Annotated in this window: 15 protein-coding genes; 12 read left to right on the top strand and 3 right to left on the bottom strand. The window is 38.3% G+C overall.

What is annotated here, in order from left to right; translation table 11 throughout:
- Positions 1-186 precede the first annotated feature (186 nt).
- From purE to ACQV2Q_RS02060, 11 genes are all read left to right on the top strand, one after another.
- Complete coding sequence (purE, locus tag ACQV2Q_RS02010) at positions 187-672, top strand: 5-(carboxyamino)imidazole ribonucleotide mutase (RefSeq protein WP_428881762.1); 486 nt, start codon at positions 187-189, stop codon at positions 670-672.
- Positions 665-1,795 carry a 5-(carboxyamino)imidazole ribonucleotide synthase gene (purK, locus tag ACQV2Q_RS02015; protein WP_428881764.1) on the top strand — a complete coding sequence of 377 codons (1,131 nt, stop codon included), beginning with the start codon at positions 665-667 and terminating at the stop codon, positions 1,793-1,795. Before purE ends, purK begins: the two co-directional genes overlap by 8 nt.
- A 27-nt stretch (positions 1,796-1,822) precedes the next feature.
- A complete protein-coding gene (purS, locus tag ACQV2Q_RS02020) occupies positions 1,823-2,071 on the top strand; it encodes a phosphoribosylformylglycinamidine synthase subunit PurS (RefSeq protein ID WP_428873447.1) in 249 nt (82 codons plus the stop codon).
- Position 2,072: 1 nt separating this feature from the next.
- The gene (gene purQ / locus ACQV2Q_RS02025) at positions 2,073-2,759 is read left to right on the top strand and encodes a phosphoribosylformylglycinamidine synthase subunit PurQ (RefSeq protein ID WP_428873445.1); all 687 of its coding nucleotides are present in this window, start codon (positions 2,073-2,075) and stop codon (positions 2,757-2,759) included.
- Complete coding sequence (purL, locus tag ACQV2Q_RS02030) at positions 2,752-4,977, top strand: phosphoribosylformylglycinamidine synthase subunit PurL (RefSeq protein ID WP_428873443.1); 2,226 nt, start codon at positions 2,752-2,754, stop codon at positions 4,975-4,977. Before purQ ends, purL begins: the two co-directional genes overlap by 8 nt.
- Positions 4,956-6,446: an amidophosphoribosyltransferase gene (purF, locus tag ACQV2Q_RS02035; protein ID WP_428873442.1), complete on the top strand. Its 1,491-nt coding sequence runs from the start codon at positions 4,956-4,958 to the stop codon at positions 6,444-6,446. Before purL ends, purF begins: the two co-directional genes overlap by 22 nt.
- Before the next feature lie 18 nt (positions 6,447-6,464).
- Entirely contained in the window at positions 6,465-7,505 is a 1,041-nt protein-coding gene (purM, locus tag ACQV2Q_RS02040) for a phosphoribosylformylglycinamidine cyclo-ligase (RefSeq protein WP_428873441.1), read from the top strand.
- Between the two features lie 14 nt (positions 7,506-7,519).
- Complete coding sequence (gene purN / locus ACQV2Q_RS02045) at positions 7,520-8,086, top strand: phosphoribosylglycinamide formyltransferase (protein ID WP_428873440.1); 567 nt, start codon at positions 7,520-7,522, stop codon at positions 8,084-8,086.
- A gap of 1 nt (position 8,087) precedes the next feature.
- Complete coding sequence (purH, locus tag ACQV2Q_RS02050; protein WP_428881765.1) at positions 8,088-9,653, top strand: bifunctional phosphoribosylaminoimidazolecarboxamide formyltransferase/IMP cyclohydrolase; 1,566 nt, start codon at positions 8,088-8,090, stop codon at positions 9,651-9,653.
- A gap of 15 nt (positions 9,654-9,668) precedes the next feature.
- Positions 9,669-10,922, top strand: a complete 1,254-nt coding sequence (gene purD, locus ACQV2Q_RS02055) for a phosphoribosylamine--glycine ligase (protein WP_428873437.1) — start codon at positions 9,669-9,671, stop codon at positions 10,920-10,922.
- 71 nt (positions 10,923-10,993) lie between these two features.
- Positions 10,994-11,887, top strand: coding sequence for a mechanosensitive ion channel family protein (locus tag ACQV2Q_RS02060; RefSeq protein ID WP_428873436.1), 894 nt, complete (start codon positions 10,994-10,996; stop codon positions 11,885-11,887).
- A gap of 62 nt (positions 11,888-11,949) precedes the next feature.
- Here the strand turns inward: ACQV2Q_RS02060 and ACQV2Q_RS02065 are convergent, their stop codons facing one another.
- On the bottom strand, positions 11,950-12,843 hold the full coding sequence (locus ACQV2Q_RS02065; protein WP_428873435.1) for a fructose bisphosphate aldolase: 894 nt from the start codon (positions 12,841-12,843) through the stop codon (positions 11,950-11,952).
- Between the two features lie 69 nt (positions 12,844-12,912).
- Entirely contained in the window at positions 12,913-13,476 is a 564-nt protein-coding gene (locus ACQV2Q_RS02070; protein ID WP_428881767.1) for a 5-formyltetrahydrofolate cyclo-ligase, read from the bottom strand.
- Positions 13,477-13,596: 120 nt separating this feature from the next.
- Here ACQV2Q_RS02070 and ACQV2Q_RS02075 point away from each other — a divergent pair, with 120 nt between their 5' ends.
- Positions 13,597-14,274 carry a uracil-DNA glycosylase gene (locus tag ACQV2Q_RS02075; protein WP_428881768.1) on the top strand — a complete coding sequence of 226 codons (678 nt, stop codon included), beginning with the start codon at positions 13,597-13,599 and terminating at the stop codon, positions 14,272-14,274.
- A 12-nt stretch (positions 14,275-14,286) separates the two neighbouring features.
- Here ACQV2Q_RS02075 and ACQV2Q_RS02080 read toward each other — a convergent pair whose 3' ends face one another.
- Positions 14,287-14,946 carry a lysostaphin resistance A-like protein gene (locus ACQV2Q_RS02080; protein ID WP_428873432.1) on the bottom strand — a complete coding sequence of 220 codons (660 nt, stop codon included), beginning with the start codon at positions 14,944-14,946 and terminating at the stop codon, positions 14,287-14,289.
- Between the last annotated feature and the right edge of the window lie 41 nt (positions 14,947-14,987).

The following is a 14,987-nucleotide window of genomic DNA, read 5'->3' on the forward strand; positions in this document are numbered from 1 at the left end:
TATACCATTCAATTAACCGTTTAAATACAAACTCCAACTTTTGAGGTTCACATCATTAAAATACTTAAGCATAGTTTTTAATTCTGATTCAAACACGAACATTAAGATAATTAAGCCTTTGTTTGTTTGAATCGAGGTTTATTAAGCACTTTTAATGTGCTACTATGCTTTTGAGGAGGCGATGAAATGGTATCGGTTGGAGTCATTATGGGGTCAAAATCAGACTGGCCTACAATGAAAATAGCCACAGAAATGCTAACTGAATTTGGAATCGAATTTGAAAAGAAAGTTGTGTCAGCACATCGTATGCCTGATGAAATGTTTGCTTATGCTAAAGATGCTCACAAGCGAGGTCTACAAGTTATTATAGCAGGTGCAGGGGGAGCTGCTCATCTACCGGGAATGGTTGCAAGTCAAACTACCTTGCCGGTTATCGGTGTGCCTATTAAGAGCTCTACTTTAAATGGATTGGACTCATTACTATCCATTGTTCAAATGCCAGGTGGTGTTCCGGTAGCAACAACAGCTATTGGTAAGGCAGGGGCAAAAAATGCGGGCCTATTAGCTATCCGAATTTTAAGTCTACAAGATACTTCTTTAGTGCAGAAATTAGAGCAATATCACCGACAGATGCGTCAAATGTCCATAGAAAGTGGGCAAGAACTTGAATAATTACATTAAACCTGGTTCTACTATCGGCATTATCGGCGGCGGACAACTGGGCAAAATGTTGTCCCAATCTGCAAAGCGGATGGGATATCGCGTAGGAATTTTTGATCCAGGACAAAATTGTTCAGCCTCTCAAGTTGCTGACTTTCATTGTCAAGCAGCTTTCGATGATCAAAAAAGTCTAGCTGAATTCGCCCATCAAGTCGATGTATTAACTTTTGAATTTGAGAATATTTCTTTGGAGTCGCTTAATAGAATTGTAGAAGAGGGAGCATATCTTCCTCAAGGTTCTTCAATTTTAAGACTTACTCAAGATCGTTTAACAGAAAAAGAGTTTTTAAGAACTAGTGGTGTACCCGTTGCAGATTATTATCCAGTTAGTAGTTATGAAGAACTTAAGCAAGGTCTTGAGCAATTAGATTACCCAGCCGTCTTGAAGACAAGACGCTTTGGTTATGATGGTAAAGGACAAATCATGTTAAAGAGCGAAGACGATATAGAAGAAGCCAAACAGCTTATTGACTCAGCTCCTTGTATATTAGAAGCTTTTGTTCCTTTCGATATGGAGTTATCCCATATGGTCGTAAGGAATAAACAAGGTCAAACGCGTATTTTTCCTTTGTCTGAAAATATTCACTATAATCATATTCTTCATCAGTCGATTGTACCCGCTCGTGTTTGTGAAGCAGTGGCCAATCAAGCCTTTAAGCTGGCAAAAACGATTGCCCATAAACTGAACTTAATTGGAATTATTTGTATTGAAATGTTTCTAGCCGACAATAAAATTCTAGTGAATGAATTGGCACCTCGACCACATAATTCAGGTCACTATACCATTGAAGCATGTCAGTATTCACAATTTGATTTACATATTCGCTCAATTTGCGGTATGACACTTCCACAAAATAAACTATTATCTCCTGTTGTAATGACAAATATTTTAGGACAAGATCAAGAGATGGTGATTGACCAATGGCCAAATCATCCCGATTGGCACCTCCATCTATATAGTAAGGGGGAAGCGCGTCAAGATCGTAAGATGGGACACATCACTCAGCTTGCTCAAAATCCTGAGAGTATTTTAAAAACATTAAAAAAGATTGACAATTGGTCTTATAAATCATAAAAATCTAAAATTTAAGGAGTTGTTCTTATGTATAAAGTAGAGGTATTCGTAACTTATAAGGAATCAATTTTAGACCCTCAAGGTGAAGCAATTAAAGGTTCTGTTCATCGTATGGGAGTTAACCAGGTTAAAGAAATTCGTCAAGGAAAATACTTTGAATTAAAAATTGAAAAAGGACAAGAAAAAATTGAGACTTTAGTTGAGGAAATCTGTGATAAAATTTTAGCTAATCCGGTAATGGAATCTTATCGTTACACAATTACGGAGGTGGAATAGGATGAAGTTTGCAGTCATTCAATTCCCAGGCTCTAACTGTGATTTAGATGCCTTTCATGCTATCAAAGATGTCATGGGGCAAGAAGTAGAATATGTTAGTCATAAGGCTGATTCCTTAGAAGGTTTTGATGCAGTCCTAGTACCTGGCGGGTTCTCATTTGGTGATTATTTACGCTGTGGTGCGATTGCTTCTCATTCTAACGTGATGCAAGCTGTTAAAGCGTTTGCTAATGAAGGCAAATTAGTCATTGGTATCTGTAATGGGTTTCAAATATTAACAGAAGCAGGACTTCTGCCAGGTGCTTTGATTCGTAACACTTCTTTAAAATTTGTGTCAAAAAAACAGCCTCTAGAGGTTGTAAATGCAGGTTCTGCCTTTACAAATGCCTATGAAGAAGGACAGATTATTACCGTTCCAATCGCTCATGGTGAGGGGAATTATGTCGTTTCAGAAGATGAACTTAAATTATTAGAAGAAAACAACCAAATTCTTTTCCGTTATGCAGGAGAAAACCCGAATGGCTCGATTGCAAATATTGCTGGGATTTCTAATAAAGAAGGCAATGTGATGGCCATGATGCCACACCCAGAACGGGCAGTTGAAGAAATAATTAATGGTACAGATGGTATTGGAGTCTTTCAATCAATGATTAATCACTATCAAACAAAGGCGGTGCAACATGGCTAAATTAAAGGAACTTTCTCCTCAAGAAGTAGAAACAAGTAAAATTTACCGTGATTGGGGATTAAAGGATGAAGAATACTTACATATCAAAGAAGATATTTTAGGACGTCAACCAAATTTTACTGAAACAGGCCTTTATGCCGTGATGTGGTCTGAACACTGTTCTTATAAAAACTCTAAGCAAGTACTTAAGAAGTTTCCAATAGATGGTCCACAAGTTCTTCAAGGACCCGGTGAAGGGGCAGGTATTGTCGATATTGGTGACCAACAAGCTGTTGTTTTTAAGGCTGAGAGTCATAATCACCCGTCTGCTATTGAACCTTATGAAGGAGCAGCAACTGGTGTCGGCGGTATCTTAAGAGATATCTTCTCTATGGGAGCTCGTCCCATCGCATCATTGAACTCCTTACGATTTGGGGAGTTAGATAATGACCGTATGCGCTATTTATTCGAAGAAGTAGTCGCCGGAATTGCTGGATATGGAAATTCAATCGGGATTCCAACAGTAGGCGGTGAAATTGCTTTTGATGATTGTTATAAAGGAAACCCTTTAGTAAATGCGATGTCTGTAGGTCTAATTGACCATGCAGATATGCAAGTAGGTCAAGCCCAAGGAATTGGAAACTCTATTGTTTACGTAGGAGCAAAGACAGGGCGCGATGGTATTCATGGAGCAACTTTTGCTTCAGTAGAATTTGACGATGAAGTGGAATCTGAACGCTCAGCTATTCAAGTAGGAGATCCATTTATGGAAAAACTCCTGATGGAAGCCTGTTTAGAAGTTATCTACAACCATAAAGAAGCTTTAGTGGGTATTCAAGATATGGGTGCGGCTGGTTTAGTTTCTTCGTCTTCAGAAATGGCTGAAAAAGCTGGCACAGGTGTAACTTTAAACCTTGACCTAGTTCCTCAAAGAGAAACGGGCATGATTCCTTATGAAATGATGCTTTCTGAATCGCAAGAACGGATGCTTTTATGTGTCAAGCGTGGTATGGAAGAAGAAATTATCAATGTCTTTAAAGAATATGATCTAGACGCTGTAGTGATTGGTGAAGTTACTGGGGATGGTCAATACCGCTTGATGCATCAAGGTAAAGAAGTAGCCAACTTACCAGTTAATTCGCTAGGAGATGGACCGGTGTATAACAATCAAGGTCAAGTACCAGAGCGTATTCGTGAATGGGCAGATAAGGGACAATTCCAACCACAAATTGATAATGCGACCCAAACATTAAAAGATATCTTACAACAGCCAACAGTCGCTTCTAAAAAAGTAGCTTACGATACTTTCGACTCGCAAGTTCGAACCTCTACTTTAGTCTGGCCAGGCTCAGACGCAGCAGTGGTTAGAATTCGTGGCACTAAAAAAGCGATTGCTATGACTGCTGATTATAATTCACGTTACATCTATCTCAATCCGGAAATTGGTAGCCAAATGGCTGTAGCAGAAGCAGCTAGAAATATCGTAGCTTCAGGTGGAAAACCTTTAGCAATTACTGACTGTTTAAACTTTGGAAGCCCAGAAAAGCCAGAAGTCTTTTATGAATTAGATAAATCAGCTGATGGTATTGCAGCAGCCTGCCGTCAATTAGATACACCAGTTATTTCTGGTAACGTATCACTTTATAATGAGACAAATGGTCAAGCAATCTATCCTTCTCCAATGATTGGTATGGTTGGACTAATAAAAGATATCGAAAAAGTAACTACTCAATTCTTTAAAGCAGCTGGAGATGCTATTTACATGATTGGTCATACGACAGATGCCTTTAATGGATCTGAATTACAAAAAATGATGCTAGGTAAGATCGAAGGTCCTTTATTTGACTATGATTTAGCAGCTGAAAAGGCCAACCAGGAGACTGTTGCCGCGGCTATCCAAAAAGGATATCTTGCTTCTGCGCATGACCTTTCTGAAGGTGGATTAGCTGTTGCTTTAGCGGAATCAGCATTTAATACGGACTTAGGTCTAGAAGTAAAAGTGGACCTACCAGCTAGTCATTTATTCGCAGAGAACGGTTCACGCTTTATTGTTTCTGTAAGAGCTGATCAAAAAGCAGCGTTTGAAGCTGAATTTAAAGACCAATTCACTTTAATCGGTCAAGTAACCGATAAAGATCGAATTCGAATTCAAGCCAAAGACCAATTTATTGATGCCAAACGCTCAGACTTGCAACAACTATGGGAGGAAGCTATACCATGTCTTTTAAGAGGGAAGTAATCCGAGGCCAAGAAGTCGTCTCTACTGAAATCACCGATGATATATTCGATTTACCCTATGAAGAATGTGGTCTAATAGGTTTATGGAATCAAAAAGATGCCGCATTTGATGCTTACTATGGTCTACATGCCCTTCAACATCGTGGTCAAGAAGGGGCGGGAATTGCTGTCCTTAATGGCGATGAAATGCTAGCTCATCGTGACTTTGGTTTAGTGAATCAAGTTTTTAATCGCCGTCAAAAATTAGAAGAATTACCTGGAGATGCTGCCTTAGGTCATGTACGTTATGCAACTGCCGGTCTTAATGATATTAATAATATCCAACCCCTTGTCTTTCATTTCAATGATGGACCGGTTGCCATGGCTCATAACGGAAACTTAGTCAATGCTCACACTTTAAAAGTGGAACTTGAGAAAAAAGGCTCTATTTTTAATACCACTTCTGATAGTGAAGTAATTATGCATTTGATTCGTCGCTCTCAAAAAGAAAGCTTCATTGAAAAGTTAAAAGAATCTTTAAAGCAAGTGGTAGGAGGCTTTACTTATCTGTTCCTTACTGAAGAAGAATTAATTGGAGTGTGTGATCCCAATGGGTTTAGACCGTTGATTGTAGGAAGAATGCCTAATGGTGGGTATGTAATGGCTTCTGAGTCGTGCGCTTTAGACCAAATTGGTGCTTCTTATCTATTTGATGTGGAACCAGGTCAAGTGGTTTCCATTAATAATGAAGGTATCCAAAAAGAATATTATACAGAAAGCCGTCAACAAGCTATTTGCTCGATGGAGTTTATCTATTTTGCTCGACCGGATTCGAACATACATGGTATCAACGTACATACAGCTCGCAAGAATTCAGGAAAAAAACTAGCCCAAGAACAGCCGGTCGAAGCTGATATTGTAATTGGTGTTCCCAATTCATCACTTTCGGCTGCCTCAGGTTATGCAGAGGAAGCTGGTATTCCTTATGAAATGGGTCTTATTAAGAACCAGTATATTGCACGAACTTTTATCCAACCAACCCAAGAACTAAGAGAGCGGGGTGTAAGGATGAAGCTTTCAGCAGTCCGCAAAGTTGTCGAAGGAAAACGTATTGTGATGGTAGATGATTCCATCGTTCGAGGGACAACGTCTAAAAGAATTGTTGGCTTATTAAAAGCCGCAGGTGCTAAGGAAGTTCATGTACGCATTGCGTCACCCGCACTTAAACATCCTTGTTTTTACGGTATTGATATTTCGAATACGCGCGATTTAATTGCGGCCAACCATACACTAAAAGAAATTGAAAAGATTATCGATGCTGATTCATTAGCCTATCTCAGTGAAGAGGGTTTAGTTTCGGCTATTGACCTTCAATCAGATGCTCCTTATAAAGGATTATGTATGGCATACTTTAATGGAGATTATCCGACAGCTCTACATGATTTTGAAAAAGAATATCTTGCAGAATTAGAACGCATTGTTGAAGATTAATGATTAGGAGGAAATAAGTTGACGAAGGAAAATGCTTATAGTCGTGCAGGAGTAGACGTGCACGCTGGATATGAAGCGGTTAAAAGAATGAAAAAGCATGTCGAAAGAACCATACGTCCTGAAGTGTTAACTCATTTAGGTGGCTTTGGTGGAGCGTTTGATCTTTCAAAATTTTCATATCAAGAACCGGTTTTAGTAAGTGGAACAGACGGGGTCGGTACCAAATTAATGGTCGCTATTCAAGCAGGAAAATACGATACAATTGGTATCGATTGTGTAGCCATGTGCGTCAACGATGTGGTGGCTCAGGGTGCAGAACCTTTATTTTTCCTTGACTACATTGCGGTGGGTAAAAATGATCCGCAAGTAGTCGAGCAAATAGTAGCAGGGGTTGCTGAAGGTTGTGTTCAAGCAGGAGCCGCTTTAGTGGGTGGAGAAACAGCTGAAATGCCTGGTATGTATGATGAGAAAGATTTTGATGTGGCAGGATTTACTGTCGGAATAGCCGAGAAAAAAGAATTGCTTACGGGTAATCAGGTCAAGGCAGGAGATGTTCTAATTGGTTTAGCTTCATCAGGCATTCATTCCAATGGTTTCTCTTTAGTCCGTGACATCTTCTTCAATCAACATGATTATCAATTATCGGAGCCAGTTTTAGAAGGCGCTGACCAAAGCTTAGCTGAAGCTTTATTAGTTCCAACAAAAATCTATGTCAAAACGGTCATGCCATTGGTTAAGGCCGGTTTAATTAACGGAATAGCCCATATTACAGGTGGAGGGTTTGTCGAAAACTTACCACGGATGATGCAAGAGGATTTAGCTTGTGAGATTAATTTAGGCTCTTGGCCAGTGTTACCAATCTTTAATCAAATGCAAGCTTTAGGAAAAATTGAATCCTTAGAAATGTATGAAATTTTTAACATGGGGATTGGTATGGTCCTAGCAGTAGATGTTGAAAAAGTAGTGGAAGTAAAACAAAGATTAGACCAACTTGGAGAAAACGCCTATGAAATTGGTCAAGTGGTTGAGAAAAGAGATAAAGAAGTTATTTTCAACTAGTAAGGAGGGGAAGGATGAAAGTTGCAGTATTTGCATCAGGGTCAGGTTCTAATTTTCAGGCTTTAGTGGAATCATGCCAGGATCGACCTGACATTGAATTTGTCTTATTATTTTCAGACTATCATCAAGCTTATGCATTGGAAAGAGCAAACAAATTGGGCATAACTACTTTAGTGGCCAGTCCAAAAGACTTTAATACTCGAGAAGACTATGAAAATTTTCTATTAATACAGATGCAGGATTATCAGATTGATTACATTCTATTAGCAGGTTACATGCGTGTCATTGGTCCACCTTTATTAGAAGCTTATCCTGATCGAATACTCAATATTCATCCTTCACTGCTTCCTGCTTTTCCTGGTCGGCACGGCATCGCTGATGCCTACCGAGCTGGGGTTAAAGAAACAGGAGTGACTGTTCATTTAGTGGACCAAGGAATCGATACAGGCAGAATTTTAGGTCAGAAGAAAGTTTTGATTGAAGAAGGCGAAAAATTAGTGGATCTTGAGGAAAAAATCCATCAAGTAGAACATCAATTATATCCTCAAGTTGTAAAAGAATTTCTTAAAGGAGTGGAGTAAATTGTCACGTGCATTAATAAGTGTTTCGGATAAAACAGGTCTGCTACCAATGGCGAAAGCCTTAATTGCTCAAGGAGTTGAGATTATCTCAACAGGAGGGACCAAACGTTTTCTTGATGAAGCTGGACTTAAGACAACGGCTGTTGAGGAAGTGACTAATTTTCCTGAAATGATGGATGGCAGAGTGAAGACCTTGCATCCAAAAATTCACGGAGCTTTACTGGCTTTAAGAGATAATAAAGACCATCAACTAGCGGTTAAGAATCACGAAATTGAGTACATCGATTTTGTTATTGTTAATCTTTATCCATTTAAGCAAACAATTAAAAAAGCAGAAGTGACTTTAGCAGAAGCAATTGAACAGATTGATATTGGAGGACCGAGTATGATCCGTTCTGCAGCTAAAAATTATCAATCTGTCACCGTTGTTGTAGATCCAAGAGACTATGCTGTTGTCATTGAAGAATTAGAAAGTCAAGGTCAGACTAAGGCTGTTACTCGTCAACAATTGGCTCAAAAAGTGTTTGCTCACACGGCAGCTTATGATGCTTTGATTGCCAGTTATTTGGCTAATCAAATTGCTGAAGTGGAAGAAGAAGGTCAAATTGCACCAGTTGAATCACTTACCTTAACTTATGATCGGATGTATGATTTAAGATATGGTGAGAATGCTCATCAAAAAGCAGCTGTCTACCAAAAACCAATCACATCTTCTTATGCTATTACTCATGCCAAAGTTTTAAATGGTAAGCCTTTATCTTATAATAATCTACGCGATGCAGATGCCGCTATCAAAATGATCCGCGAATTTCCAGATCAAGCATGTGCAGTGGCAGTTAAACACATGAATCCTTGTGGTATAGCGGTTGCTGAAACAATAGAGATAGCTTTTAATCGATGCCGTCAAGCAGATCCAATTTCTATTTTTGGAGGCATTGTGGTTGTGAATCGAACCTTAACAATTAAATTAGCTGAAACGCTTCATTCCATGTTTCTTGATGTTATTATTGCGCCTTCTTTTGAAGAGGGAGCTTTAGAAATCCTCAAGCAAAAAGTGAATGTGCGTGTACTTCAATTAGACATGGATGACCTTTCAATGGATGCTGAAGAAATAACTTCGATAAGTGGAGGACTTTTAGTTCAAGAAGCTGATAGTTTAGTAGAAGATTCTGAACAATGGCAGCAAATGGGGACAGTTTCAACTTCTAATGAAAAAAGAGCGGCTTTATCATTTGCCTGGAGAGTGGTTAAGCATGTTAAATCAAATGCCATTGTTGTGGCTGATGGTCAGCAGACTTATGGTGTAGGTGCAGGTCAGACTAACCGTGTAGGAGCTGCTAAAATTGCTTTGGATCATGCTAAAGAATTAGGTGCCGACTTTTCTAAGATGGTATTAGCTTCAGATGCCTTTATACCAATGACAGATACAATTGAGTTAGCCCATCAATATGGTGTTCAGGCAATTGTGCAACCAGGTGGTTCCATTGGTGATAAGGAAGTAATTGCCAAAGCCGATGAATACGGTATTGCTATGTTAGCGACCAAAGTCCGTCATTTCCGTCATTAAGAGAAAGAGGTAATCATGAAATTATTAGTTATTGGTAGTGGAGGGCGCGAACATGCGATTGCCTATCATTTGTTAAAAAGTCCCCTAGTCGAATCGGTTTTTTGTGCTCCTGGCAATCCAGGTATGAAAGTAGATGGCATAAATTGTGTAGACATCGCTGAGAATGCTTTTGAAGACTTAATCAATTTTGCCAAACAAGAACAAATTGATTGGACTTTTGTAGGTCCGGAAGGTCCTTTATTTGAAGGAATTGTTGACCATTTTACCCAAGCAGGTCAAATTGCTTTTGGGCCAAGTAAAGCTGCTGCTCAAATCGAAGGTTCTAAATTGTTTGCCAAAAAATTAATGCAAAAATATAAGATTCCAACTGCCCAGTATGCTAGTTTTACTGAGCAAGAGGCTGCACTCGCTTATTTGAATAACCAGTCGACTCCGATTGTAGTTAAAGTCGATGGGCCAGCTGCAGGTAAAGGAGTTACCGTTGCTTTAAGTAAAGAAGAGGCAGAGAATGCGATTAAATTAGCTTTTGAAAAAGATCCAGCAAAGCAAAGAATCGTAATTGAAGAATGTTTGCTTGGACCAGAGTTTTCAATCTTTTCAATGGTTTATAAAGGTAAAGTTTGCCACTCTTTGCCAGCTAGAGATCATAAACGTTTATTAGATGGTAATCTGGGGCCTAATACAGGCGGTATGGGAGCATTTGCCCCCGTTGAAGATATCTCAGAAGAACTATATCAAGAAACCCTTCGAACGATTGTAGAGCCTACTTTAGTGGCTATGGATAAAGAGGGGACTCCTTTTAATGGTGTTTTATACACAGGGCTAATGAACACAGCTGAAGGACCAAAAGTGATTGAGTTTAACGCACGTTTCGGTGATCCAGAAACCCAGGTCGTCTTGCCTTTATTGAAAACAGATTTTGCAGAATTGATCAATGACTTGCTGCATGGTCGTGAGACCCAAGTGGAGTGGAGGGAAGAAAAAGCATGCATGGGAGTTATCTTAGCTGCTGAAGGTTACCCACAAAATCCTACACGTGGGATTGAGTTTTCATTAAATTCTTCTATGGATGAGACTATGAAAATCTACTATGCAGGGATTTCTTCTTACCGGCCACTTGTTTCTAGCGGGGGAAGAATTGCCATGGTTACTTGTTTAGCTGACACAAAGCAATTAGCACAAGACAAAATTTATGAGTATCTATCAAAACAAGCACTCGATCAAATTTATTACCGTAAAGACATAGGGGTCAACTTGCTTAAGCCATAGCATTCCTTTAGAATGAAAATATCGGTTTTCAATCGACTTTCATTTTAAGGATATAAATTAGGAGGTTGGCTATGGACTTTATTTCAGATATCGTCACACAATTCCGAACGGAAATTGATATTATTCAGCTATCACAAGATATTTTGATTAGCTTATTTAAAATCATTTTCTCAGTCATTCTACTTTACACTTTAAAAAAAGTTTTAATTAAAATGATTGAGAGTTACTTTCTGGGTAAAAGGTCTTCACGTATTCGCTTTGCTAAAAAAGCACGCAATCATACAATTAGTCGTTTATTGACTAACTTGGTTCAATATCTTTTTTATTTCTTTTTAGCCTACACGGTCTTAAGTATCATGGGTGTTCCAGTTGGTACTTTAGTAGCTGGGGCTGGAATTGTCAGTTTAGCCATTGGTTTGGGTGCTAAAGATTTAGTCTCAGATGTTGTTAATGGTTTCTTCATTCTCTTGGAACACCAATTTGATGTTGGGGATGCGGTAGATATTAATGGCTACAGTGGAACCGTTTATTCCATTGGTTTAAGAAATACGGTCGTCCGTGATTACAATGGAATTCATCATTTCATTCCCAACGGCAGTATTACTCAAATGTCCAATCTCTCACTCAATAGTATCCGTGTGGATATTGATTTGTTCATTTATCCTGAACAAAATATAGATCAGCTTGAAGCTCGGCTTCAAGAAATTTATTTAAAAGTGCCACAAGATGATCAGTTGATTTTACGTGCTCCAGAATTTTTAGGAGTCTTTCGTGACTCACAAGGACGTTTGATTTATAAAATAAGGATATGGTCCAAGAGTGTTGATGACATGTTAGTCGTTCAAGCTAGATACTATAAAGCTTTTATCCAAGGCTTATCTGAAGCTAAGGTGAAATTAGCCATGGGTAATCAAGAGCGAGTTCAAGTAGCATTAAATGAAGAACAGTTCATGGAAGCAGAATAAATAATAGCCAAATAAAAAGCTGACCTCATTTGAGGTTAGCTTTTTATGTATAAACCTAATATTTAAGCTTTGTTAACTGAAGCATCGTAAATACCATCGATGGCTTCTTTAATAGTTTGATTGAACTCTTCATCACTTTGACTGGCTCTTAAATCTTGTGAAAGAGCACGGGAGAATGAAGCGATGCAGTTAGGTGTTTTCTTCAAGCGGGCATTAGCTTCCTCGGTAGGATATCCACCTGATAAAGCAACGACTCTTACCATATTTGGATGGTTGGCAATTTCTTCATAGGTAGAAGGCTTAGTAGGGATAGTAATTTTGAGCATCACTAATTCATTTTCTTCCAATTTGTTTAAGTGAGCCAGAATCTCTTCAGCTAATTTTGCTTCGATCTTTTCTTTATCTTCTGCATGAATATTTACTTCAGGTTCGATAATTGGAACGAGTCCTGCAGCAATAATTTGTTTAGCAATTTCAAATTGTTGATCAACAACTGCTTTGATTCCGACTTCAGAATATGAATTAATAGTAGAACGCATTTTTGTTCCAAAAATATGACGCTCATTAGCTCTTTCTAACAATTCATCAAGAAGGGTAATAGGTTTCATTAGTTGAACACCATCTGCTTCTTCCATGAGTCCTAAGTCCACTTTAAGGAAAGGAACTACTTTTTTCTCTTCCCAAAGATAGTCAGCTGTTTTTTTGCCTTCAACTTCACGATCGATTGTTTGTTCAAATAAAATAGCGCCTAAGATTTTTTCGTTGCTAAAAGAAGGGGCAGTCATGATACGTCTACGCATTTCATGAACTTTATCAAACATTTCATCTTCATTTGAATATTGGTCCTCGTTTACTCCGTATGCCTTTAAAGCTTTTGGTGTGGATCCACCAGATTGATCAAGCGCAGCGATAAAACCTTTGCCGTTTTTAATTTGTTCAAATTGTTGTGAATTCATTCCATTACTCCTTTACGTTTACTATGCTTATGATAGCTTTAAATCTTAAAATATGCAATCTATTTCATTTTAATCGATAAGGTAAGTGCCTTCTTCAGTCATCACCATATCAACTTGTTTGTCATGGTCTTCTGTAGGAATGTCATCGTATTGTAATTGGGCATAATAAGGTAGAACTAAATAGGCATTTTTAGCTCTAAGTAAGTAACGATCATAGTAGCCTCCGCCATAACCAAGGCGCTCGCCACGGTTATTGCAAGTTACGCATGGCATAATGATAAGGTCGATGTCTTCTGGTTCAAGTCTTTGACTGATTTTTTCTGGCTCTAAGATTCCAAAAGCGGATCTTTCTAGAGGAGAATTTTCTTTATATACTAAGGCTTCCATGACACGACCAGGGAAAACTCGAGGAATACCCACTGTTTTTCCGTCTTTCCATGCTCTTTGAATGATGGGATGAGTGTTCATTTCTTCATCAGTAGAATAATAAACCATCATCTTTTTTGCTTTTTTATATTCATCCAGTTGGAAAAGCTGTTGATAAATTTTTTCTTCGGCAAAGCGACGATATTCACTTGAAAGCTGGGCTCTTTTTGCAAAAATTTCTTTTCTTAATTCTGTCTTACTCTTCATTTTGAACCTCCTAATAAAATACTTATTATAATTATACCATTAGTCTATAAAAGATAAATCAACTGCTTTTTACTTGTATACTTTTAAATTACAATGATAATAAAAGAAAGAGGTGTTTTTATGTATCAATTAGCTGATTTAAAAGAAAACGCAGCCGATTGGACAGCTTGTTTAGACAAGGTAGAACAATCGCTTGTCCTGAATCAATTAAACAATTATTTAAACCAGGAAGAGGCTGTCATATATCCACCAGCAGTAGAAGTTTTTAAAGCTTTAGAGCTGTGTCCATATTTTGATACTAAGGTAGTTATTATTGGACAAGATCCTTACCATGGTCCTAAACAAGCCAACGGCTTGGCTTTTTCAGTGAATGAGGGCCAGTCAGTGCCTCCTTCTTTGAAAAATATTTTTAAAGAATTATCAGATGATCTCAAAGTCCCTATCCGAAAAGAAACAGACCTGTCAGACTGGGCGAGACAAGGAGTGCTGTTATTAAATCGCGTGTTAACCGTCAGAGCAGGTGAAGCGAACTCTCACCAAGGAATCGGATGGGAATTCGTCACCAACCAAATCATTCAATGCCTTAATCATCATCCAAACTCTCTTATATTTATTCTCTGGGGTAAAAAAGCACAATCACTTGAAAAGTTGATAGATCGTTCCAAGCATCGAGTGATCAAGTCCAGTCACCCGAGCCCCCTAGCAGCCTATCGTGGTTTTTTTGGATCCAAGCCTTTTTCGAAAACCAATTCCTTTTTAATTGAAAAAGGCTATCAGCCTATCAAGTGGGCACCTTAGCTAAAACTATAACTAGGTGAAAAAAGTAAGCGTAATCCAAGCAATCAAATTATTGATAAAATGAAAACTCATGGATGCCGCTACATTGGCTTGATACTTCCAATAAAAATAAGTGAGACCTAAAGTCAACGGAAGATAGATGACAGCATCTGCTAAAGTAGCCATGTGCGCTCCTGTAAATAGTAAAATCGATAAGATTGTCATTGACCATTTGAACGATTTGCCTTTGTGGACTGAGGGACCGATGATGGCTTGACGAAAGATTAGTTCTTCCACAAAAGGAGCAAAAATAACTAACATAAAGAAAGTGAAATAACTAGGAACGTTCCCAATTAAATCCTGGATGGCTTGTTGATTAGCCCCCATACCCTCCAAGTCTATATAAGGCTCAATTAGACTAAGTAGGATAATACGTACAATGCCAATAATTAAGAAGCAAAGGATAGTTTTACCTAAAAGACTCTTCCAACTAGTTTGCTGGAGTAATCGCTGCCATTGATCCATTGTATATTTTCCATACAAGTACCAAGCAACAAAGCAAATAATTAGCATACTGACTAGTAAAACCCATGGTATCGACTCTTCTGCCACACCTAAGGCAAGAGCAATAGCGGGGGTGATAAGATAGAAAAGGATATAAGTAAAAAGTAATTTCCAAGCTCTATTTTTCATAATAACCTCCTAAAATTTTGATAATATTATTATATCTTATC

It is taken from the genome of Facklamia sp. P12950 (assembly GCF_050409465.1).
Lineage (GTDB): Bacteria > Bacillota > Bacilli > Lactobacillales > Aerococcaceae > Facklamia.

Coding starts and splice junctions, on each gene's coding strand:
- purE (WP_428881762.1), top strand. CDS start 187: ATGGTATCGGTTGGAGTCATTATGGGGTCAAAATCAGACTGGCCTACA.
- purD (WP_428873437.1), top strand. CDS start 9,669: ATGAAATTATTAGTTATTGGTAGTGGAGGGCGCGAACATGCGATTGCC.
- ACQV2Q_RS02075 (WP_428881768.1), top strand. CDS start 13,597: ATGTATCAATTAGCTGATTTAAAAGAAAACGCAGCCGATTGGACAGCT.
- purN (WP_428873440.1), top strand. CDS start 7,520: ATGAAAGTTGCAGTATTTGCATCAGGGTCAGGTTCTAATTTTCAGGCT.
- purL (WP_428873443.1), top strand. CDS start 2,752: ATGGCTAAATTAAAGGAACTTTCTCCTCAAGAAGTAGAAACAAGTAAA.
- purQ (WP_428873445.1), top strand. CDS start 2,073: ATGAAGTTTGCAGTCATTCAATTCCCAGGCTCTAACTGTGATTTAGAT.
- ACQV2Q_RS02080 (WP_428873432.1), bottom strand. CDS start 14,946: ATGAAAAATAGAGCTTGGAAATTACTTTTTACTTATATCCTTTTCTAT.
- ACQV2Q_RS02065 (WP_428873435.1), bottom strand. CDS start 12,843: ATGAATTCACAACAATTTGAACAAATTAAAAACGGCAAAGGTTTTATC.
- ACQV2Q_RS02060 (WP_428873436.1), top strand. CDS start 10,994: ATGGACTTTATTTCAGATATCGTCACACAATTCCGAACGGAAATTGAT.
- purF (WP_428873442.1), top strand. CDS start 4,956: ATGTCTTTTAAGAGGGAAGTAATCCGAGGCCAAGAAGTCGTCTCTACT.
- ACQV2Q_RS02070 (WP_428881767.1), bottom strand. CDS start 13,476: ATGAAGAGTAAGACAGAATTAAGAAAAGAAATTTTTGCAAAAAGAGCC.
- purS (WP_428873447.1), top strand. CDS start 1,823: ATGTATAAAGTAGAGGTATTCGTAACTTATAAGGAATCAATTTTAGAC.